Annotated in this window: 21 protein-coding genes; 11 read left to right on the top strand and 10 right to left on the bottom strand. The window is 43.3% G+C overall.

The genetic code is table 11. From position 1 onward, the window contains the following. Nucleotides 1-24 precede the first annotated feature (24 nt). The 3 genes from M1L62_RS21575 (at nucleotide 25) to M1L62_RS21565 (ending at nucleotide 2798) form a co-directional block, all read left to right on the top strand. Nucleotides 25-1125 carry a DNA topoisomerase IB gene (locus M1L62_RS21575; protein WP_254561705.1) on the top strand — a complete coding sequence of 367 codons (1101 nt, stop codon included), beginning with the start codon at nucleotides 25-27 and terminating at the stop codon, nucleotides 1123-1125. Between the two features lie 57 nt (nucleotides 1126-1182). After that, on the top strand, nucleotides 1183-2148 hold the full coding sequence (locus M1L62_RS21570; protein ID WP_254561704.1) for a lipid A deacylase LpxR family protein: 966 nt from the start codon (nucleotides 1183-1185) through the stop codon (nucleotides 2146-2148). A gap of 176 nt (nucleotides 2149-2324) precedes the next feature. Continuing rightward, nucleotides 2325-2798, top strand: coding sequence for a ferritin-like domain-containing protein (locus M1L62_RS21565; RefSeq protein WP_254561703.1), 474 nt, complete (start codon nucleotides 2325-2327; stop codon nucleotides 2796-2798). Between the two features lie 94 nt (nucleotides 2799-2892). On the opposite strand, the gene M1L62_RS21560 is transcribed toward M1L62_RS21565, so the two are convergent. The 3 genes from M1L62_RS21560 to M1L62_RS21550 form a co-directional block, all read right to left on the bottom strand. After that, nucleotides 2893-3648 carry an SHOCT domain-containing protein gene (locus M1L62_RS21560; RefSeq protein ID WP_254561702.1) on the bottom strand — a complete coding sequence of 252 codons (756 nt, stop codon included), beginning with the start codon at nucleotides 3646-3648 and terminating at the stop codon, nucleotides 2893-2895. Nucleotides 3649-3726: 78 nt separating this feature from the next. Beyond that, complete coding sequence (locus M1L62_RS21555) at nucleotides 3727-4812, bottom strand: M48 family metallopeptidase (protein ID WP_254561701.1); 1086 nt, start codon at nucleotides 4810-4812, stop codon at nucleotides 3727-3729. Between the two features lie 12 nt (nucleotides 4813-4824). Then, nucleotides 4825-5784, bottom strand: a complete 960-nt coding sequence (locus tag M1L62_RS21550; protein ID WP_254561700.1) for a YjgN family protein — start codon at nucleotides 5782-5784, stop codon at nucleotides 4825-4827. A 163-nt stretch (nucleotides 5785-5947) separates the two neighbouring features. Between M1L62_RS21550 and M1L62_RS21545 the strand changes: the two genes are divergently transcribed. Then, on the top strand, nucleotides 5948-6760 hold the full coding sequence (locus M1L62_RS21545; protein WP_254561699.1) for an alpha/beta hydrolase: 813 nt from the start codon (nucleotides 5948-5950) through the stop codon (nucleotides 6758-6760). 87 nt (nucleotides 6761-6847) lie between these two features. On the opposite strand, the gene M1L62_RS21540 is transcribed toward M1L62_RS21545, so the two are convergent. The 6 genes from M1L62_RS21540 to M1L62_RS21515 all read right to left on the bottom strand — a co-directional run bounded on the left by M1L62_RS21540 (nucleotide 6848) and on the right by M1L62_RS21515 (nucleotide 12266). Beyond that, on the bottom strand, nucleotides 6848-7771 hold the full coding sequence (locus M1L62_RS21540) for an alpha/beta fold hydrolase (protein ID WP_254561698.1): 924 nt from the start codon (nucleotides 7769-7771) through the stop codon (nucleotides 6848-6850). A gap of 94 nt (nucleotides 7772-7865) precedes the next feature. Then, nucleotides 7866-8978, bottom strand: a complete 1113-nt coding sequence (locus M1L62_RS21535; RefSeq protein WP_254561697.1) for an acyltransferase family protein — start codon at nucleotides 8976-8978, stop codon at nucleotides 7866-7868. Nucleotides 8979-9112: 134 nt separating this feature from the next. Next, nucleotides 9113-10360, bottom strand: coding sequence for an MFS transporter (locus M1L62_RS21530; protein WP_254561696.1), 1248 nt, complete (start codon nucleotides 10358-10360; stop codon nucleotides 9113-9115). A 189-nt stretch (nucleotides 10361-10549) separates the two neighbouring features. Next, a complete protein-coding gene (locus M1L62_RS21525) occupies nucleotides 10550-11095 on the bottom strand; it encodes an O-acetyl-ADP-ribose deacetylase (protein WP_254561695.1) in 546 nt (181 codons plus the stop codon). Nucleotides 11096-11112: 17 nt separating this feature from the next. After that, a complete protein-coding gene (locus M1L62_RS21520) occupies nucleotides 11113-11532 on the bottom strand; it encodes a response regulator (protein WP_254561694.1) in 420 nt (139 codons plus the stop codon). 152 nt (nucleotides 11533-11684) lie between these two features. Beyond that, entirely contained in the window at nucleotides 11685-12266 is a 582-nt protein-coding gene (locus tag M1L62_RS21515) for an ASCH domain-containing protein (protein WP_254561693.1), read from the bottom strand. A gap of 158 nt (nucleotides 12267-12424) precedes the next feature. Between M1L62_RS21515 and M1L62_RS21510 the strand changes: the two genes are divergently transcribed. The 6 genes from M1L62_RS21510 to M1L62_RS21485 all read left to right on the top strand — a co-directional run bounded on the left by M1L62_RS21510 (nucleotide 12425) and on the right by M1L62_RS21485 (nucleotide 21170). Then, nucleotides 12425-12766 (top strand): four-helix bundle copper-binding protein, encoded by a 342-nt coding sequence (locus M1L62_RS21510; RefSeq protein ID WP_310589995.1) that lies wholly within the window; start codon nucleotides 12425-12427, stop codon nucleotides 12764-12766. Nucleotides 12767-12956: 190 nt separating this feature from the next. Further along, nucleotides 12957-17525 carry a carbohydrate-binding protein gene (locus M1L62_RS21505; protein ID WP_254561692.1) on the top strand — a complete coding sequence of 1523 codons (4569 nt, stop codon included), beginning with the start codon at nucleotides 12957-12959 and terminating at the stop codon, nucleotides 17523-17525. A 99-nt stretch (nucleotides 17526-17624) separates the two neighbouring features. Then, on the top strand, nucleotides 17625-18461 hold the full coding sequence (locus tag M1L62_RS21500) for a helix-turn-helix domain-containing protein (protein ID WP_254561691.1): 837 nt from the start codon (nucleotides 17625-17627) through the stop codon (nucleotides 18459-18461). An 85-nt stretch (nucleotides 18462-18546) separates the two neighbouring features. Then, nucleotides 18547-19242 carry an ankyrin repeat domain-containing protein gene (locus M1L62_RS21495; RefSeq protein ID WP_254561690.1) on the top strand — a complete coding sequence of 232 codons (696 nt, stop codon included), beginning with the start codon at nucleotides 18547-18549 and terminating at the stop codon, nucleotides 19240-19242. A 30-nt stretch (nucleotides 19243-19272) separates the two neighbouring features. After that, nucleotides 19273-20697, top strand: coding sequence for an amidohydrolase family protein (locus M1L62_RS21490; RefSeq protein ID WP_254561689.1), 1425 nt, complete (start codon nucleotides 19273-19275; stop codon nucleotides 20695-20697). 50 nt (nucleotides 20698-20747) lie between these two features. Next, the gene (locus M1L62_RS21485) at nucleotides 20748-21170 is read left to right on the top strand and encodes a secondary thiamine-phosphate synthase enzyme YjbQ (protein WP_254561688.1); all 423 of its coding nucleotides are present in this window, start codon (nucleotides 20748-20750) and stop codon (nucleotides 21168-21170) included. A 16-nt stretch (nucleotides 21171-21186) separates the two neighbouring features. Here M1L62_RS21485 and M1L62_RS21480 read toward each other — a convergent pair whose 3' ends face one another. Further along, nucleotides 21187-21828, bottom strand: coding sequence for an SDR family oxidoreductase (locus M1L62_RS21480; RefSeq protein WP_254561687.1), 642 nt, complete (start codon nucleotides 21826-21828; stop codon nucleotides 21187-21189). Nucleotides 21829-21950: 122 nt separating this feature from the next. On the opposite strand from M1L62_RS21480, the gene M1L62_RS21475 reads away from it, so the two are divergent. After that, entirely contained in the window at nucleotides 21951-22763 is an 813-nt protein-coding gene (locus tag M1L62_RS21475) for a LuxR C-terminal-related transcriptional regulator (RefSeq protein ID WP_254561686.1), read from the top strand. Nucleotides 22764-22980: the final 217 nt, after the last annotated feature.

The raw sequence follows: 22980 nt of genomic DNA, 5'->3' as shown, positions 1-22980 counted from the left end.
TAAATCATTTAACCGTACCAAAAAATGTCCGGAGCCGCAGCCACTGGAAGCTTAACTGAAATGCCCGTCATTTCTACCAGACAATTTAAAAAGTTAAAAAAAGATCCCGCCTTAACCGCCGCAGCCGCGGGCCTGAACTATATTTCGGGCAGCGATGCACCGGGTTATCTCAGAAAAGGAAAATCACCACGATTTTATTATACCGATAAGTCCGGCAGCCGATGTAAGGATAAAGAGGCCATCAAACGGATAAAATCTTTGGTATTGCCGCCTGCCTGGCAAGAGGTATGGATCAGCAAAGATCCGGACGGGCATCTTCAGGCGACTGGCATTGACGAGGCCGGACGTAAACAATATCGCTATCACCCGCATTGGAACCTAGTCCGCAACCAGACAAAATATTACCGTTTGCTGATGTTTTCAGAGGCACTCCCTCAGCTGCGTGAAAAAGTAGAAAGTGATTTGCGGAGACGCACTTTTGATATGGATAAGGCTATTGCGCTGGTGATCAAACTTATGGATAAAACCTGTATTCGTGTAGGAAACCAACGTTACAAAATCAAACACGGATCTTCCGGCATTACAACCCTGGACGCCCGCCATGCGACGGTGAAGGGAAAAACCATCCGTTTTATGTTTAAGGGAAAGAAAGGGATCAAGCAGGATATTACCCTCAAAGATGTACAGCTGGCACGGCTTGTGAAACAATGCAAGGAAATGCCTGGTCGCAGACTTTTTCAATATATTAATGAACACGGAGAAAAATCGGCTTTATCAGCCAGCCATGTCAATGAATACATCAGGATTCATACGGGTGCCAGTTTTTCTGCCAAAGATTTCAGGACATGGATGGGTACTGTTACCGCTTTTGAGTATCTGAGTGAACACATGGAATACAAAACCAAGAGGGAATTTACCAGAACGGTGAATACCTGCCTGGACACAGTAGCGGCACATTTGGGCAACACGCGGACGGTCTGCAAAAAATATTATGTCCATCCTGCCGTGTTTCTGGCTTTTGAAAATGGAAAGATCAAACGTATATTAAACAAAGAGGTAAGCGATCTTACATATCTGTCAGGGAACGAGCAGCATGTAAAATCTTTGCTGGCACATCCTGCATAACCTTGACGCGTTTTACATCAAAACAATCCTTTCCAGCGGGAGAATCGTATATCGTTTATGCGAAAAATATTCTCCGGCTTTCTTTTAATTCTTTTGCCCGTTTTATCATCGGGTCAGAGAATAGACAATCTTGTCTCTTTCAGAAATATCCCGGCAGAAAAGTATTTCAGGATTCACTATGACAATGATTTCTGGGGAAAAACCGACTACTATTATACCCAGGGATATGATTTGGAATTCGTCACCACGTGCTTAAAAAAGAACCCGTTATCTGCAACGCTGCTTCGATTGAAAAACAGCCGGACGAAATATGGCGTATCTTTTGAACACTATGGTTTTACACCTACCAGTATTAAGAGCAACAAGATTTTATACAATGACCGGCCCTTCGCTGGCGTCATCATGTTTAAAAGTTTTGCAAGCTCCGTTGATACCATCCATAAAACAAGATTATCCTCAGTGTTGAGCACAGGCATGATCGGTCAGGCCGCTTTTGCAGGCAAAATGCAGAAAACAATTCATAGCTGGACAGGCGATCAGGAGCCGATGGGTTGGCAATATCAGATCCGGAACGACGTCGTATTGAACTACGAACTGAATTATGAAAAACAGATCCTGAACGTGCCCAATATCATATCCATGAATACGAATTCGCAGGCCAGAGTCGGGACGTTATCCAACAAACTGCAAGCAGGCGCAACACTGACTTTGGGGAGATTTATGTCTCCGTTTCTTCCAAAAGAAGAAAAAATAAAAAATAACTATCAGCTGTATCTGTATAGCCAGCCACTGATTAGTCTGGTCGGTTATGATGCGTCCCTTCAAGGTGGCGTATTCAATAGAAATAGTCCATACACGTTAAAATCCTCTGCAATAAACCGGATAACCTTCCAGAATTCTTTCGGTGCAGTAATCAGCATACGAAGCTTATACATCGAATATTATCAGATTTTTCTGACAAAAGAATTTAAAACCGGAAGGACTCATAAATGGGGTGGTGTGAAAATCGGTGTGGCATTTTAACACGTTGTGAAGAGGGTATTTTTTCCACGGGAACTGCTTCCACGAGCCGTACATAAATTGCCGCATCAACGGGAAAAATGACAACACCCGTTGTAAAAAAACAGCTTTAAAGATCATTTTCGTGGTGGCACAAAGTTTTTAAATGACTGATTATTATTCATTTAAATTACAATATCATGTCAACGAACGAAAATCTTATAGAAGTACTGAATGACTTAATCCGTATCAACAATGACCGTATTGACGGATACGAAAAGGCAATTAAGGAAACCGACACAATTGATGTAGACCTGCAAGGTTTGTTTCAAAAAATGGCAAACGAAAGCAGAGAATATGTTTCAGAACTGACATCTGAAGTAGCAAGTCTTGGTGGTGAAATAGCGACGGGAACGACAAGTTCTGGAAAAATATACAGGGTATGGATGGATATCAAGGCAACATTCTCTGGCCATGACAGACAATCGGTTCTGGAAAGTTGCGAGTATGGAGAAGATGCTGCTCAGGAAGCTTACGAAGATGCATTGGCATCTGATGCTGAAATTCCGGTGGCGATCAGACAGATCATTACCGACCAGAAAGCGTCATTGTTATCATCTCACGACCTGATTAAAAAATATCGGGATGCTCACAAAGCAGTAAACAGCTTGTAAAGCATATAAAAAATAATGGATCAGGGATTATTCTCTGATCCATTATTTTTTGTCTGAAATGAGAAATCAAACAGACAAACTGCTCTGTCTTTATTTATAACCGCGCCATCAGCTCTGCTTTTTTGGTTTTGAATTCGTCTTCTGTGATATGCCCTTTTTCAAATAAGACGGATAACTTTTCGATTGTAGCAAAAATAGCATCCTCCGAATTTGCAGACTCAGTTTCTTTCAGGCCCGGCGATGAGATCACATCATATTGCAGCTCCGGCGTGGATTGTGTCAATGTTCCCGGTTCTGAAATAAGTGGCAAACTGGACAAATCGATCGGCCCATCCTGGCTGGTGAGCTCAAAGGATTGCTGAGAGCCCTGTTGCTGCGAAACACCGGAAATTTCATGATGTTTGGTATCGTAAATAGCACGGTTCCCATTCGATTCGATTACCAGACGGCGAACGGGGCCGAAATAGGCATAACGGAAATTATTTTGAGAGCCACTCGTTGTAGGTTTGCCAAAAACAGCCGGCCAGGGCTTATCAGTACCCGCTCTGTTTTTCTCAGATCCTGTATTTGAAACATCAAACAGAATTTCTGTGGATACCAGATTGGCCAATTCCGTGCAAAGCTGATCGACCGTGATTTTCAGTGACCTGTTAAACATATCACCCACCATGGTCATCCCTCCCTTCATCCACTGCCCGCTGCCACCCAATTCGGGCACATTAAATTGAGCCATCGTGGCATTACCGTTAACAACGGCTTCGAGCAAAGACAAGACGCTATCCTTACTCAGACTATACCTTGCAGCTATATCTTCTATTTTCCTGTCGCCTTCTTTTGTCAGTGCTTTCATACCTCTGTTTTTTATCTAACTTAAACATTATTATCCAGTTAGAAACAACAAAAACAGTGCCATCAAACACACTGCATTCTATTTGAGCCTTTCAGCGCCAATTGCCTGCCACTTTTTTTCGAGATTTTCTTTCTTTACCGGCGCATTTTGCTGTCGCGCAACTTCTCTGGCAAAAGCAATTCTTTCCGTTGTGAGCGGGTGCGTACTTAACAGTTTAATCGTCGCAACCTTATTAGTTTCCGATTCCAACAAAGTAAACAATTCTACCAAACCATTCAGATTCAAACCATTGGCTTTTAATATCTCCACCGCCTTTTCGTCCGCTTCCGTTTCAAGATTTCGGGAGTAACTCAGGTTTAGCAGCATATTGGAGTTATCCGCCAAAATCGCTGTAATACCGTTAATATCATTAAAGAGCAACGATATCACCAGGTATCCCGACAAACTCCGAAAAATATTTTTCAGCGAATGCCGGTAATGCACGTGCGAAACTTCATGCGCAAGAAGTGCCGCCAGCTCATCAGCAGACTTCATTTTACCCAGTATTTTATCAAAAACAATGATGTTCCCGCCAGGTAATGCAAATGCATTCATATCATCTTCGTGCACAACGGTGACCTTAATCGGATAATTTGTTTTGAAGTCAATTTCTTTTACAAAATCGTTGACCCGCGCCGTCAGACTGTCATTTTTTTTGTAATGATTAATGGTATTTTCAAACATGGTGTCACCGAGGCTTATCTCGGTGCTCACCGGTATATGCTCTGCAACTTTTTCAGAAAACCAGGGGAGAATATAAAAATAGGAAACCAGCAAAATACCAATTAAGCCAAGAGTTAACCCTACCAGAACCGTGGTATTCTTATGTAACAGAACATTAAGCTTTTTATCGAAAAAAGCCTTGTCAGGGTAGAGCTGTCTTAATTCAATGAGCAGATTTTCGTCTTTGCATTCCAGCGTTTGCCGTGGAAAATCTCCATAACGAAAAATGAACAGGGAGTTAAATCCCATATCCCTTTCCACCTGTCCTACTTCCCAGCGAACAGATTGTTTTTCAAATTCCTGATCATACTGAATAAGCCAGTAATCTTTTTCAAGCGACAAAGAAGCCTGATGGGAAACTGAGGTTTTCCCATCATAATACAAAATATCAAATGACTGCATGAACAAATATCGTTAAATCAGGCCGATATCCATCATGTCGGATATGTCTTCGCCAGTGGCATCGCTGTAATCCATTTCGGTCTGTTTGATAGAATCAGTATCCAGAGGGCCGTCGATGATGATATTGGAAAAAATAAAATTGATGGTGCGCACAGTAGCCCAGGGCGCCGCCAGTCCGAGTGAAAAAATAATAATGAGCAAATTTCCGGCAATCAGTTGAAAATAGCCGCCAGCCGTTGCTGTTGAACGGAATTTCAACACATTGCCTTCCTGGTTCATTTCCAGGTTATCAATAAAAAAAGCAAACAGATCTTTCACGTACCAGAAAAAATACACGCCCAGGGTGAACAAACTCAGAAAATATCCTTTGACATTCAGTTTGAAGTACTCGGTACCATCTCCGTTGTAAGCAAACTCAATATTTCCAAAACGAAGATGACTAAAAATGTATTTCCTCAGCTTGACGGTAAACCAGAACGAATAAATACCCAGTGTGGCTATCGTTAACAACCCGCCGATCACAAACTCCTGAACGAATTCTTTCAAATCACCGCGATAGCCAAAATGTATACCCCGCCACGAAGTTCTCGACATGCGGTATTTCAGCGCACCATGAATAGCAACCGGGATTAACAGCAGAATAGCCGCGTAAAAAGTAATCATGCCCAACGATAGGATCACGTTGTTCCGTGACCAAACCGCCAGAATCAGAATGGCGTAGATCACCACAAAAATTCCGACTGCTTTGATAAACCCTTTAAACATTTCTTTACCCGTGCCATGAAATGCAAACCTGCTCCCTTCGAACTCCGTTTCCTGATATACATAACGCAACACCGCTGCTTTGGCCCAGGGATAATATAGTCCCAATGTGAAGATCATCAGTAATAAATTGACAATGTAGATGCCAAACAGTTTGCTACCTTCGCCATGAAAACTTACCTGACGTGAATCCGAGTGATTGATTTCCATAAATATTTTTAGCTGATTGAAAGGTTAAGAACCAAATATATAATAAATAAAGAACAACTATAATTATATACAGATCAACATTCTTTAAACTTTATATTCAGTCCATTACATAAGTAACCAAAATCCGTTTTATCCTTTATTCTTCAAAAATTTATTTCGAAAAATGAAACAACTGCTTACATTCCTGTTACTTTTTATTACCCTTATTTCAGTAAAAGCGTCGAAGGTTGACACGGTTTCTACATACAGTCAATCGATGCGTAAGAACATTAAGGCCGTGGTCATCACACCAGATGTCGCAACAACCAGCGAAAAACTGCCGGTTTTGTATCTTCTTCACGGTTACAGCGGCAACCAGGCTGACTGGATCAGTAAAGTAAAATCGGTTGCAGATTATGCCGATCAATATAAAATGATCATCGTTTGTCCGGACGGAAACTTTTCGAGCTGGTATTTTGACAGTCCGGTTGACAACAGTCTGAAATATGAAACCTATGTGAGCACCGAGCTTCCCGCCTGGATTGACGCACATTATAAAACCATCAATACCCGCGCTGGCCGTGCAATTACCGGTTTGAGCATGGGCGGCCATGGTGCATTGTATCTGGCCTTCAAACATCAGGACATTTTCGGTGCAGCCGGCAGCATGAGCGGCGGTGTGGATATACGCCCTTTTCCATTAAACTGGGATATTGCCAAAAAACTCGGGTCTTATGCAGAATTCCCTGAAAGATGGGATGATCACAGCGTAATCAATTTGACCCATTTGCTGACACCGAAATCACTTCCGTTAATCATCGACTGCGGTTCGGAAGATTTCTTCTACCAGGTAAATGTGAAGCTGCACAACAAGCTGCTCGACAACAACATCCCTCACGACTTCATCAGCCGGAAAGGTGCGCACAACTGGGAATACTGGGGCAATGCCATCGGTTATCAGGTGTTGTTTTTTTCTAAGTTTTTTAAAGCATCGTGATAAACAGAAACGAGCTCTCGGAAGGGAAATTCTTACCGGGAGCTCGTTCCATTTATTGCCAAAGTAATCAAAGCTGATTCAAAATCATTACTTCAACCACCCCTCAATACTACTCAAAAACGCCTTTTGCTGGTCTGCGTAGAGGTAGTGAGAACAATTATCGAGGAAATGGAAATTTTGGGCGCCTACCAAATTCTTCATACCGGTCATTTGTGATGGCGAAAAAATACCGTCCTGCTTGCCATACAAAGCATACAGACGGATGCCCTTTTTCTTCAGATTTTCTAAAACAGGCTTGACATTGATGTTATTCCTCGTTTCATTTTTATAGAAAAGTCCCGGTGCTTTTTTATTTCTGATGTTGCTTTTGTACAATTCACCGGTTTCATATCCCTGGTAAATTTCCACAGCTTCTTTATCGGGTTTTGCCACTTTAAAATATCCGTTTTCGGAAGCCAAAGCGAAACATCCTCCCCGATATTTCGCCGAATTTTTATCAAGACTTTCCACTTCGGCAAGTTTTTTAAGGTTTTCAGTATCACCTTTCTCTGTATAAATCTTCCTGACCGAACTTAATATGTGGTTATAAGATTCCTGCTGGTTAAACAACGCACTGACCAGGATAATCGAATTGACCTTCTCCGGATATTTTTCTGAAAAGAGCGTTGTTACCAAACCTCCGAAACTGAATCCGATGAGGTTTGCCTTTGTGAGGTTGTATTTTTTATAAAGCTCATTTAAATCGTCAAAAGCTTCATTGTAGGTAATTTTAGCATTTTCATCTGCCGAGCGGCCTTCGCCTCTTCTGTCATAAACAATCACATAAAAACCTCTTTCCGCCAGTTTAGGCGCCGTTGTCGCTTCAAATTGTACAGCATTTCCGCTCGGACCGCCGTGGATGAAGATGATAGGTTTATTATTTTTGTTACCAAAAGTCTTGCTGTATATCGTTTGTCCGTGGGCAGAGAAAAGGGTAAAAAACAGGGTAATGAGCAATAACATTCTCTTCATTTTTCAGGCTAATTTTGAATTGGTTAAATGGTAAATTAATTACTTGACAATATTATAAACGACTGCATTATTCTTCCGCTGTAAACGGTCATGTTTACACAACCGGTATGTCAACACTGTTTTTCGCAGCAGCAGGTTTCAGTTTTTTCTTCAATCCTAAAATCGGTTTTTCGATGACGTAATAAGAGAAAAATCCAACAAGGAAAACAATAATCAGATTTTGCGGAAACAGGTTAAACCAGTATTTATGAATATCGGTCAGAAATATCTGCTGCCAAACGTACAAAGAATAAGAGAGTATCCCGATATGTACCATCACCTTATGATCCAGAAATTTTGCAAAAAGTGTGGGTACGTACATAATCCAGAAAACTAGGATTAATATAAAAATATTGTCCAGACTTATTCCAAACGGTAAATGATAGGACCCTCCAAAAGATATCGACAAGATCGGTGAAACAACGAAGAGAAATATCAGCGTAAAACCAACCAGCCATTTGTTGCTTAAATAATGAACAAAAACAGACCTGAATCTTTCCGTTTTTTCAACCAGTGCACCCAGGCATCCTATCAAAATAGAATCACCACCGGTATGCAACATCCAGCCTATCTGTCCGCGGTTGTCGGACATCAGAAAGTAAGTCATAACCCTTAACACGGGCATTAAGACAATGACAGCAACCAATACACGTAAAAACAGGGAGCCGGAATTTTTTGAATAAAAAATGGCAAAAGCAAAAGGCCACAACAGATAAAATTGCTCCTCCATGGACAAGGACCAGAAATGTCCTAAAAACCAATTGGCGTTGCCGGAGGTATCCACCCACAGAAATTTATAATTCCAGAGATAAAACAATGCCGGGACAACATCGCTGATTTTATCAATAATGTTGGGAATATGTGATATTTTCAAAAGCACCACTACCAGGATGTAGAGATAAAAAATGGGAAAGATTCGCAGTATCCTTCGGACAAAGAAGTGTCTGATGTTAATAAATCCCGTTTTGGCCTCTTCTATTATCAATATTTTGGTGATCAGGTAACCACTTAAAACAAAGAAAATCCTGACGCCCAGTGCAGCGTTGGCAATAAAATCGAAAAAAAAATGATCTGTTAAAATCCGGGGCATGGTAGGTCTTGCGTGAGCCAGCAAGACCATTACGATTGATATAGCTCTGAGGCCATCAATACTCTTAATTCTGTTCATGAGGGGGAGTGTGAGTTTCAATAACGTTGCACGACTCATAAAGATATGATTCTAAACGAGATATTCAACCATTTACACCAATCTCCAAAAAAATTATCCGCACAAAATACGCCTTAAATAATCCTCCTCAGCCGTTACGTCAGCCGCATAGCAAACAGATCCTTCGAACGTGTATAAACGTAGGTCACAACCAACAACGTGATCGCACCTCCGGCCAGCACCGTTGGAATAGGACCTGCCAGCCTCGCCGCCAATCCTGATTCAAAGGCGCCGAGTTCGTTGGAAGAGCTCACAAAAATCCCGCTGACCGAAGCCACGCGTCCACGCATTTCATCAGGAGGGAAAATTTGCATAATGGTTTGACGGATCACCACACTGATACTGTCACAAACACCGGTTGCAAATAAAGCAGCGCAGGACAGCCAAAAGTTGGTCGACAGGGAAAAGATGATCGTAAAAACCCCAAAACCGGCGACGGCTATCAGCATGTTACGCCACGCCTGGTGAGTCGGCGGAAAATGTGCCATGGCGAACATCGTAATCAATGCGCCGACAGAAGGCGCCGCTCTTAGCAGCCCAAGCCCTTCCGGCCCTACATGCAGGATATCCTCCGCAAAAACTGGCAGAATGGCAATGACCCCTCCAAACAAAACAGAAAACATATCCAGCGAAAGGGCATATAAAATAATCTTGGTGCTGAATACAAACCGCAAACCGTCTCTCAGGCTTTCCCAGATCGAAACAGCGACCTTATTCGTATTGATCGGATTTGTTCTGATCAGCGTGATCAGTACCAAACAAATGACCATGGCGATCATAATCCCCAGCAACGTGTGTGTAAGACCCAGATAAACGTATAAAAAGCCCGCAACCCCAGGGCCGAGTACTGCGCCGGCCTGCGAAAACGTACTGCTCCATGTGGAGGAATTGGAATAAAATTCTCTCGGTACCAAAAACGGTTTCAGCGAAGACGAGGCGGGGGAATAAAATCCTTTGGCCAATCCAATCAGAAAAAATACTGCATACACATAAAACAGGTGTTGCTCCTTACTCAAAGCAGCGATCCATTCTGGCTGAAACAGAAAATACAAAATGGCAGACCCCGCGATGATCACAGATAAGCTTGCCCGAAGGATAATCCGACGGTCGTAGCGGTCTGCCACATGGCCTCCAAAAAGCGACACGGCAATAAACGGAACAACCTCCGCCAGACCGATCATACCGAGTGCCAGCGGATCATGTGTCAACCGGTAAAGCTCATAACCAATGATCACTTCCTGTATCAGAAGCGCAGATCTGTATAAAAAACTGTTGGCAAGGAAATAGCGAAATTCGGGAAAACGAAGTGCGGAGTATGCGTCGTACTTTTCTGGTAAATTCAACGTATTGTTCAAATTGGTTAGAAAATAAACCAACCCTGATCATAAATGGATTAGCCCTGTTTAGAGAACAATATTTACCGGCCTGAGTTCTTCGTTTTGATAATGTTTTTTCGCAGGCGACTTATTTAAATAATTATATTTTTATTATTTAAAACTTCATCAGAATAGTACTATTTACCAATATCTCTTTCAGAATGTTATTCCCAGCAAATTCAATTGCTTCTGCACAAAAAGATAATTCTCCTCGTCGAAACAAACAAAGATCACTTTCTCAATTTTATCATTTTTCAACAAAAAACCGGAAACCGTTTTAACAGCAATTTGCGCAGCTTCAAACTTGGGATAACCATAAATACCGGTGCTGATGTTAGGGAAAGCAACAGATTTACATCCGTTAATCGCTGCCAGCTGCAAAGAATTGATATAACAGGATGCCAGCTTTTCAGGCTCGCCCTTTTCTCCTCCATTCCAAACCGGCCCGACGGTATGAATTACAAACTGAGCCGGCAACCGGCCCGCCGTCGTAATCACGGCCTCTCCTGTTTTACAGCCACCCTGCCGTGCAATAATTTTTCGACAATCTTCCAAAATCGCGGGACCGCCAACCCGGTGAATTGCTCCATCCACTCCTCCACCGCCAAGCAGGGAAGAATTCGCGGCGTTTGCAATGGCATCCACGTGGAGTTTTGTTATATCACCCCTGATTAATTCTATTCTGGAAGTTAGTGTGATCATGATGATTATTTTAACAATTAAGATTCCGGCCTGATACTGATCTTCCAGTAATCCACGATCGTCTTTATCGTTTTTTCAAAATCCTGAAAAGAGGCAGGTTTCTGAAAAAATCCCTGAACTGAGGTGCAATACGCATCCGTGATAAATTTTTGACTGGTCGCCGTCGTAAAGAACAAATAAGGAATACATTTTATACTTATTTCCTCACTGTTGAGGATATAATCCCGCACTTCCTTTCCGTTAATTTTCGGCATGTTAATATCCGATAGGATCAGCAACGGCTTTTCCTGCGTTTCTCTTAAATACTCCAACGCGCTGTAACCATCTTCAAAAAACACCACCGGATTACTGTAAGCAAGATTTTTAAATGTCTCCCCTATCAAAAACTGGTCTTCCAGATCATCCTCAATGACTATTATCGGTCCGTCATTATTCATATGCAGACATGTTTATTTAGTAACCACAATCAGACATATTCAAATATTAAAAGAACCATTCCCAATTTACTCAAATTACCAGACAGAAACGATCCCTTAGTCAGGAATTTTGCAATAAAAAAACCCGGCTGAACCGGGTTTCATGCAATCATTTATTTCGTGATCAGCCTCAAATATTCTTCCCCTCTCGGCGACAAAGTATAGCCGGGTTCATGGCTGATCGTAAGCCCAAGTCCTTTGAGTTTACGAACATTTAATTTCAGCCATTCTTTCTCCTTTTTCGCTTTTACAGCCAGATCAGCCGCTTTCATTTTAGGATTTTCCTGAATCGCCTGCAATGTTTTCGTCGTCCATTTCCCCACCTTGCTAAACTTGTCGAGATTATCAAGGGCCGCCTTCAGCGTTTCAAATTCCTCCTCTTCCAGACTTACCTTTTCACGTAATTCAATACGCGGGTCCTCAGAATCAAAACTTAGCTCAATTTTATAAATAAGCCCCTCTTTCTGGCTTTCCAGCAACTGCACCAGCGCCTGGGCACTGGCAAATCCTGCTTTTGCAGCATCCGGGTCAGTTATTTCGCCAAGAGAAATTTCCTTTGTTGAAATAATTTTTATCACACCTACGCTGGTTTTTATCAGGCTGCCCGCATTTACCGATAGCCTTTTCCATTTACGAAAAGCCAGTGAAATGTTTCCCGCCTTGATCCCTTCGAGGTGTTTTTGTTTGAATAGCATAGTCAATCAATTTCAAAATTTTCATAAAGATAACCTTTCTCCGGCAAAAAGTCCTGTGGTGCACCGTGGCGATATCGCAACATCTCCGGTTCATAACCCGCTGGCAGGATTTTAGTAAATCACCCGACTAAATTCATCAATCACTTACTTCACGAATTATGACCAGCCCGATACTTCAAAATTGCATTGACCTGTGTAACGCCTGTGCCGCCGCCTGCAACTATTGTGCGAGTGCCTGTCTGAAAGAAAAAGATGTAAACATGCAGGCAAAGTGTATTAATCTCGATTTGCAATGCGCTGCTTTATGTTACGCAACAGCACAGCTGCTGGTACTCGACAGCGAATTTTCCAATGATCTTTGTGCCGTGTGCGCCACTGTCTGCAACGCCTGTGCCGATGAATGCGAGAAACACGCGAAGATGGGAATGAAACATTGTGAAATCTGCGCCGACGCTTGCCGAAAATGCGCGAAGGCTTGTGAGGAAATGATAAATCATTAAAGAAAAAATCAGCCTAATAATGCTCTGTTGAACCGACGCGTTGTGTTTTTTATAACATGACGCGTCGGTGCATTTTACCAGGCTATCATTTTCTATATCAGTACGAAGTGTTTCTACAAAAAATTTAAAACAATCTACAAAGACACGAACAAATTGTATCTTTGCAACACATTATGAAACAGATCAATATATGAAAAAACTTCTCCTCTGCATAATCTTACTTTGCAATGTGTTTTTGAGTTTTTCCCAGACTATCCCGGCTCTTCCGGGCAAACTGGAAGCAGAAAATTTTGTTCAAATGAACGGCGTAGTCATAGAAACTACGGGCGATACCGGCGGCGGACAAAATGTTGGCTACATTGATGATAACGACTGGATGGATTACCAGGTCAACGCTACGGCAGCAGGCGCATACACTTTTAATTTTCGCGTCGCCAATAGTTATGGAAATGGTATTCTGGAAATTCGCAATTCCGATAATGCTGTGCTCGGCCAGGTAAATATTCCACAAACCGGCGGATGGCAAAACTACACGACGGTCAGCGCTCAGGCGGTGATTCCGGCCGGCACACAAACGATAAGAATTTTCGCAAAAAGCGGTTTGTTTAACCTGAACTGGTTTGAAGCTGTTCAGGAAAATCTGATTCCCGGAAAGATCGAGGCAGAGTTTTATTCAGCCATACACACTGCCGGCACTGAAACAACACAGGATGTCGGCGGAGGCCTTGATATTGGATGGATCGGTGACGACAGCTGGATGGACTATGAAGTGACCGTACTGACGGCGGGTATATATACTTTCAAATTTCGGGTCGCAAACGGATTCAGTGATGATGCTTCGCTTTCTTTGAAAGCTGCTGACGGAACTGTTTTGGGAGAAATTAATAATCTTCCACGCACCGGCGGCATGCAGGGCTGGGGCAATGCAAGCCTCATCACCTATCTGCCGGCAGGAAAACAAACCTTGCGTGTTTTTGCAAAAAAAGGTGTTTTCAGCCTGAACTGGTTTGAAGCGACGGGCTCAAAAACATTACCGGGTAAAATCGAGGCTGAAAATTACGATCTTTCCAGCGATGTAAGAACAGAAGACACCGGCGACGTCAATGGTGTTAAAAATGTAAGTTATATCGACGATGGCGACTATCTGGATTATAATGTAAACGTATCCTCGGCGGGCAATTATGTTTTCAATTTTCGGGTGTCCAATAGTTATGGCAACGGCAATATCGAAATAAAAAATGCTGCGGGAGCTGTGCTTGGCAATGTCAACGTGCCGCAAACCGGTGGCTGGCAAACCTACACAACGGTGAGCGCCGTTGCTTCTCTCACCGCAGGAAGTCAGGTGATCAGAATTTATGCCAATAGAGGTTCCTTCAATTTCAACTGGTTTGAAGTAACCAAAACCAATATTATTCCCGGTAAGATTGAAGCAGAGGATTTTTCTGCCGTGAATGGTCTTGCCACCGAAAATACGGCCGACACAGGCGGTGGACTGGACGTTGGATGGATAGGCGATAATGCCTGGCTGGATTATCAGGTGAAAGTAAACGCGGCCGGTCTTTACACTTTTCATTTCAGGGTAGCCAATGGATTTAGCGACGACGCTTCGCTCGAACTGAGGTCAGCCAACGGAACCGTCCTCGGACAAATCAATAACCTTCCGCGTACAGGTGGTATGCAGGGCTGGGGAACAACCAATCTTGTTGCATCATTACCGGCAGGCGATCAGGTTTTACGAGTTTTTGCGAAAAAGGGTGTGTTCAGCTTGAACTGGTTTGAAGCCGTCGGCTCCAAGTCGTTGCCCGGTAAAATCGAGGCCGAAAACTATGATATTTCCAGTGATATAAGAACGGAAGATACGGGTGATGTCAACGGTGATAAAAATGTCAGCTACATCGATGACGAGGACTTCATAGACTACAACGTTAAGGTCGCTTCTGCGGGCGTATATGCGTTTAGTTTCCGTGTTTCCAATAGTTATGGCGGTGGTGTCATTGAAATTAAAAATGCAGCCGGTACCGTGTTAGGGCAGGTGGATGTTCCCAAAACAGGAGGCTGGCAAACCTATACCACCATTAATACAACGGCCACATTGCAGGCGGGAAGCCAGATTTTAAGAATTTATGCAAAAAAAGGCGCTTTTAATTTCAACTGGTTTGAGGCCGTCAAAGACCTTACAGTGCCCGAAAAAGTACCGGCAGTGATCACGTTTGCCGAACTTACGGCACGTATTGCAGGTTCCGGTACATTCGATCTGTCCGCGAGCAGCACCAACACAGAGGTACCCGTTACTTTCTCGTCCTCCAATCCGGCAGTTGTTTCAGTAGCCAATGTTTCGGGGATCTGGAAAGCCGCGATCGTTGCTGAGGGAAGTGCTGTCATTACTGCCTCACAAGCTGAAAGCGCAGGTTTTTTAGCGGCGGAAAATGTTACCAGAACACAGGTGATACAAGCGGGAACTACTCCCGAAGAACCTTCCAATGCCGTTAAGATTACACTGGACCCGAAACGCTGGTATCAGTTGAATAATACGGCAAACGGCCTCGGCGGTCTTTTCGACGGCGATACGCAAACAGATGTGCAACTGGGCTGGGGACTTGCTCTGAGTTCCTGGGATGCCTATTATCCGTTGCTCGACGGCGAGCAGATGTCTTTGGAAAGTATTAAATTCTTTGACTTCACCGGTAATTTTTCTGCCAATCCAATGACCTTATCCGTCATCACCGATCAGTGGGAACGAATTCCGGTAGCCACATTTACCGGACAGGAATACAACGGCTGGGTGGGTCCCTATCCTGACAGACAGCTTTCCGGCAATGCCAAATTCAAACTGGATGCACCGGTAACCAATATCCGGTATCTGGTATTGAACATAAAAAGCGGCCTTCCGACGGAAATGGAATTGTACGGAACCCATAGCGGCGGGACAAAACCAGTAACACCAATTCCGGCAAAAACCATCAAACTGAGAGATCTCTTCGGTGTCAATGCCTATGAATGGAATTTTGAAGATGGAAACACGCCCTGGGAAATCAACGAAAATCGCATGAACGTTGCCAAAAGTTTTACCGGAATCCGTCACTATATGGACTGGGAAAAACTGGAATCGTCCGAAGGAGTATATTCTTTTAACCCGACACTGAGCGGCGGTTGGAACTATGATGCCATTTACGAACGGTGCAAAGCAGCGAATATTGAAGTACTGGCCGATTTAAAAACCATTCCCGGATGGATGCAAAGTACTTATCCGGAAGATCAGCGGGACGGAGAAAATGTTCCGGTACGTTATGGAAAAGATTTCGCAGACCCTTTGTCGTACATCGAGCAAGCGAAGATAGCGTTCCAGTATGCTGCCCGTTATGGAAGCAATACCGCCGTTGACCCGGCTCTGCTGAGTGTTTACACCATTCCGAGATGGAATAACGACACCCCGAATACCGTAAAAATCGGTTTGAACCTGATCAAGTACATTGAGTGCGATAACGAGCGTGACAAATGGTGGAAAGGACGTAAGGGCTATCAGACAGCCCGTGAGTATGCCGCCAACCTGTCGGCTTTTTATGACGGGCATAAAAACACCATGGGACCGGCAATCGGTGTAAAAAACGCCGACCCTAATATGAAAGTAGTTATTGCCGGACTGGTGACCGGTTCGGATTATGTAAAGGGAATGGTTGACTGGTGTAAAGAATTCCGCGGTTATAAGGCCGACGGTTCGGTGAACTTGTGCTGGGATATCGTCAATTTCCATTTGTATACCGACAACGGTTCTTCTTCCCAAAGCGGAACCTCTACCCGCGGCGCGGCACCCGAAGTTACTATTGCGAACACCATTCTGGATGGTTTTGTAAATGTATCCCACGATCTTTCGCAGGATATGCCTGTCTGGATCACCGAAGCAGGTTATGATGTGCACCAGGAAAGTCCGTTGAAAGCGATTCCAATCGGCAGTAAAACCGCTTTGGAGACACAGGGAGACTGGATTTTGAGAACGTCCTTATTCTCGGCACGTCATGGTATTTCTAAGGTATTCTTTTACCAGATGTACGATGATAACAACTCTGGTGGGATGTTTGGAACGTCCGGTCTGGTCAATTCCGATATGTCGCGCAGACCGGCAGCTGATTATTTTTATCAGGTGAACAAACTTTTTGGAGAATATGCCTATAAAGAAACGACAAATCAGGATCCGATTGTCGACAGATACGAGCTGGACGGTAAATCACTTTATATCCTCACCGTGCCGGATGAAAAAGGCAGAACTGCCAGTCATACCCTTAATCTAGGCAATTTTACGGGCGCAAAAATTTATCGTCCCAAAGCCGGAAGTGATAATATGGACATGGAAGAAGTAGCGCTGGTAGCAGGAAATTTGACCGTTACTGCTACTGAAACACCCACTTTTATCATTACGTCCACCGCCAGTAATGCCCGGCAGGCGTTCAGCGATTCAGCGATTTTGATCAATCCACTCGCGACTCCGCTGGAAAGTATGAACCTTCATAACGAGGTGATGGTGTACCCCAATCCTTCGGTCAGCGATATCACGATTGACATGAAAAACAAAAGCAACGCAGCGATTGAAATCAATCTGTTTGATGCGGGCGCCGGACACCTTCACAGGCAGGTGAAGATTGAAAAGGGACATGCGTCGGAAAAGAAAAAAATTGATATTTCAACGTTACCAACGGGCATTTATATTCTTGAAATCAAGCAGGGAAATGAACGTGCATTCCGAAAAGTGATCAAGGGCATGTAACCTTTTCTCAACGCAGCCTGATCGAAACCAGCGCCCGGATCGAATATCCAACAGGCGCTGGTTTTGTGTTATACGAAAAGTTCGGTTATTTTTACCTCCATGCTACCTACTCTGGGAATTGATAAGATCATGAAGGTTCCATCGTCCGATGAATCCTTTAAAATCATGCATCATGCGCCCATCAATATGCCACTGATTACCGAAGCGCATAAACATGATTTCTTTATGTTGCTCATCGTACAACATGGCTCGGGAATTCATTCCATTGATTTCGAAAATTATGCTGTAACGGATTATTCCGTATTTTTTCTGGCACCTGGCCAGGCACACCAATGGGACCTGTCGCCGGATACCAGTGGTTATCAGCTCCTGTACGCACCTGAATTTCTGGTATCGGGGAATCCGGACACTCCTTTTTTCAAACCCAAATCAATCCCGTTTTTAAAGATCACCCATCCCGAATTTCAGGAGCTTGAAAACGAACTGGCAGGCATCGAAAAAGAGGTAAGTCAAAATCTGGCCTATTCAAAAAGTATCGTACAAAACCGCCTGCTTATTGTTTTATCGCTGCTGAAACGGTTTTACGAAACCAATCACCAGCACAGTGTTATCGAAAAAAACAGCCGGCTGATTCAAAGTTTTTTAACCATGCTGGAAAAACAGTACCGGCAGCACAGCGATGTGGCGTTTTATGCAAAAACCCTTCATGTAACCGCAAGCTACCTTAATGCAGTATGTAAAAAACAATCGGGTCAAACTGCCGGTGAGCAGATCCGAGATCGTATTTTGCTTGAAGCAAAACGCATGCTGACACTCACCCAGGCTGATATCAAAGAAATTGCATACGAGCTTGGCTTTAATGATACCTCCTATTTTTCCAGGTTTTTCAGAAAATATACCGGTCAGACCCCGCTCGCGTTTCGTAAAAGAATATAGTCTGTACTGTCAATGTGATAATCTGTGCCATTTTATCCGATTTTAAGCACTTAATTTTGTGAGATAACCCGAACATATACCGCATATGATTCTTTCACTCACCCGTTTACTGACGACCCTAACCCTGCTGATGCCGCTTTCAGGCTCAAATTGTCAGTCGCAAAAAATCAAACCCATGAATAATACTTCTCAGGATATTTTCCAGTGTATTGAGCAAAACAATATCGGGGAAATAAAGAAATACGTTGAACAGAAAAAAGATCTCGAAATCAGGAACAGTAAAAATGAGACGCCTTTAATGGCAGCAACTTATCGTAACGATATCCCCGTTGCCAAACTGCTGATCGAGGCCGGCGCGAACGTTAACGCACAGGATAAAATGCTAAACAGTCCCTTCCTGTACGCCGGTGCTTCCGGTTTTACCGAAATCGTAAAGCTTTGTGTTAAAAATGGCGCCGATTACAAGGTTTACAACCGATATGGCGGCAGCGCACTAATCCCCGCCTGTGAAAAAGGCCATACCGAAACGGTTATAGAATTGCTGAAAGATAAAAGTTTCCCGATCAACCACATCAATAACCTGGGCTGGACGGCGTTGCTGGAAGTTATGGTCATCGGCAAGGGTGGCCTTGAAACACAAACCCGGATAACGAAATTACTGATCGAAGCGGGCTGCGATGTCAACATTCCGGATAAAGACGGTGTCACTTCACTGGTTCATGCCCGGCGGAACGGATACAAGGAAATTGTTGCCATGCTCGAAAAAGCAGGTGCACGTTAATATCAATTCATACTTACCACTCAAAATTAAATGAAAAAATCACTCCCGTTCCTACTGCTCCTTTTACTTTCCACAATAACGTTCGGACAAAAAACAAAGGCGGATCTCATCATCGCTGACGTCAATGTGATTGACGTCAAAACCGGAAAAATCAGCCCAAATCAGTTTATTGTCGTAAGAAACGATACCATTCTGGGTGTTTTTAGCGAAAGTAAAACACGCCGTTTTGAAACCGCCAAAACACTTTCTGCCAAAGGGAAATACGCAATACCCGGATTGTGGGATATGCACGTTCATTTCGGCGGTGGCGAAGCATTGGTTCATGAAAACAAAAACCTGCTCCCGCTTTACCTTGCCCATGGCGTAACAACCGTCCGCGACTGCTCCGCCGACATCAGCAACAGCGTTTTGGAATGGCGTGAAGAGATCAAAAAGGGAAAACTTGCCGGTCCTACCATTTTCACATCCGGCCCCAAACTGGAAGGTTATAAGTCTGTATGGCTTGGCGACATAGAAATTTCAAACACAGAAGAGTTGAAAAAAGGCCTCGATTCTCTGGATGGCCTGAAAGTAGATTTTGTAAAAATCACCGACAATACGATGAAACCTGATTTGTTTCTTGAAAGTATTCGTCAGGCGCGCAAAAGAGGTTATCAGGTTTCCGGCCACATCCCATCGGTACTGACCATGCAGGATGTGATGACCGCAGGAATCAGTTCGATTGAACATATGTCGTATATTCTAAGAGCCGCTACAAAAAATGAGAAAGAAATAGCTGAGCTTTCTGCTTCCGGTAAACTGAAAGGGCGCGATCTAAGCAACAAAATACTCGCCGATTTTGATGAAAATGCAGCTTTGGCTACTTATAAGAAAATGGCGAAAAACCATGTTTTTGTAACACCTACGCTATCCTTGCCTTATCTTCTCGCGCATATCGACGAAGATGATCACAGCAAGGATACTTATTTGCAATACATCGGAGCCGGGCTTCAAAAAACCTACGTTGGGCGTGTGGAACGTGCGATGAAGGATGATAAAGACGCCATTGCATACCGAAAAATGTACAATGAAAAGTCGAATGCATTATTGCCTTTACTTCAAAAAGCCGGTGTGAAAATTATGGCCGGAACAGACGGAGGTTATCTTAACTCGTACGTGTATCCGGGCATTGGCCTGCACAAAGAATTACAGCTTATGGTAAAAGGAGGCTTAACACCTCTTCAGGCTTTGCAGGCATCGGTGATCAATTCTCCCCTTTTCCTGAATAAAACGGAATATGGAAGTTTGTCAGCAGGCAAAAAAGCCGATATTCTTTTGCTGGACGAAAATCCGCTTCTGAATATCGCCGCGACTGAAAAAATCAACGCCGTGATTGTAAAAGGGCAGGTGATGGACAAAAATGATATCGCGACAGCTTTGGATGAAGTAAAAACAAAAACGGCGAAAGGTTTGTAAGGGGTTTCCTGAAATTTACTTATTCTTGTGAAAGACATCAGGAATAATTCATGAAAATATACCAGCAGGCCTTTGCGCTGAAAGAAAAACGTAGAGGATTTCATATCATCACCAATGAGGTCCTCTACGCTTTACCCCAAATTGCTGAGTTTAAAACAGGCATGTGCCAGGTTTTTATTCAGCATACTTCCGCTTCTTTAACCATCAACGAGAACGCCGATCCTACTGTCAGGAAGGACTTTGAAATGTTTTTCAATAAAACGGTTCGTGAAAATGACCCGGATTATCAGCACGACTACGAAGGGTCCGACGACATGCCTGCACATTTGAAAGCTTCCATTCTTGGCAGTTCTGTCATGATCCCCATCCGAAATGGAAAACTGGCCCTCGGAACCTGGCAGGGCATCTATTTATGCGAACACCGTGACTATGGAGGTTCCAGGCACTTCATTGCGACCGTCTGGGGAGAATGAGCCGTTATCTCACATGTTAAATTGAAACATTCATGTTCTGATGATGGAATAAGTCATTCAGTAACGCCCTTGCAAGGGCTAAATACTCGTCAGAATCATTCGTGCTCCTATTCATATCATTGATCTCGATATTACAAGCCTTTACAATTACGCCTGAGTCTTCCATATCCTCGCCAAGGTAATTCGAAAAGTTAATATTCTGAGCTTTCAGGATTGTTGTCCACTGTGAAGGCTTACTGACATAACTGAGGTAAAGATTGAGCACATAGGCATTGGCATGCAGCATAAGATTTGGGAGCAACTGATGCGTGTAAATCGGCCCTGATAGGTAATTTGTTCGCAGATCCCTATCCAGTTTATGAATGGAGCGATCGATAAACTTTCCGTAAAAATCAATGTCTGTATAATTGACAAACAGATCAACCTCAAAATCATTATTGATCACTTCACAGACATTTAAAATACCCTGGGTTGAATGATCTTCCGCTAAAAAGAAGAAAACTTTAACCTGATAATGAGTCCTCAGATTTCTTCCGATGCTTTCAAGCATGACTAAATCTCTACCCAATAAAATTAAATGCCTTCCAAGACCGGCCAGTGCTATGGCAATGACCTTTCCAAACTCTGTATCCGCATTTCTGATCACTGAAAAATTCATGGCTATTGATTGATTTTGAATAAATATTAGCGGTCAGGTAAAGGTAAACCCCTCCTGAGTTGTCCTTAGTAGACGCGGCAGTATCGACCGCCAAATCGTTTACAAATTAAGGCGACTTTCAAATGAGAAGAAATACTGATTTATCATTACGCGGTGTACCAAAACAGGAGTTTTATCTTCAGGAACAATCCTTGCCGGTAGCCGAAGCATCGTCGCTGCACATCGACAGTACAGATTCCAGCCGCATGAAAAAACAGCTTTCATTGATCAAAGCGATGGCACAGCTCAGCAGCAGCGGTGTCACTGTTTACGATTTGCATAAAAAAGTACATGTGTACACCTCCCGAAATTTCTATCAGCTTTTTGGTTATGGTATATCAGAAAATCAGACCGAGGTCGAAAATGAAGTATTTGACAGAAGGATCCATCCGGAGGACCTTAAAGCGCTGGCAAAAAATGGATATACAGCGATGAAATATCTCATGTCACTTCCACCAGAGCAGCGGATGTTTTACAAAATGGTTAATGAATACAGAATTTTATCAAAGGATGAAGTTTACATACAGGTTATGGAACAGCATCAGGTGCTCGAACAGGATGCTCAGGGGAATATCTGGCTATCTCTTGGAGTTATTGACATCTCACCTAACCAACATGCGTCGGAAGGTGTAAAATTTCAGATTCATAATTTCCGGACCGGCGAGTTTATTAATCCCGTGGATCCAAACGAACCGGAAACAACGCCACTCACCGTAAGGGAAAGAGAAATTCTCAAAATGATCAGCGATGGTAAGTTAAGCAAGGAGATTTCATGGCTACTCTCAATCAGCGTTCACACGGTGAATACACACAGACAGCGTATTTTGGAAAAACTGGATGTGAATAACTCCATCGAAGCCATTTACAGCGCCAGACGGCAAGGATTAATAGGATGATATTTAAAACCTTATGCGGAGAATGATATGGAAATTTGTAATAAAATGTGTGGTCAGACTTAGCAAACGTGGATGAATCGTCCTAATCGACGTAAAAAGAACATCCCCCAAACAAAAAAATCCCATCTTATTTAAAGATGGGATTGTATAATAGTATTGTGGCGGCTACCTACTTTACCAGGTTTGACCCAAGTATCATCGGCGGTTCCGGGCTTAA

The organism is Dyadobacter diqingensis (assembly GCF_024220585.1).
In the GTDB taxonomy this organism is placed as follows: domain Bacteria; phylum Bacteroidota; class Bacteroidia; order Cytophagales; family Spirosomataceae; genus Dyadobacter; species Dyadobacter diqingensis.
Note: the sequence above shows the minus strand (reverse complement) of the source record. Positions and strands in the feature narration are given on the sequence as shown.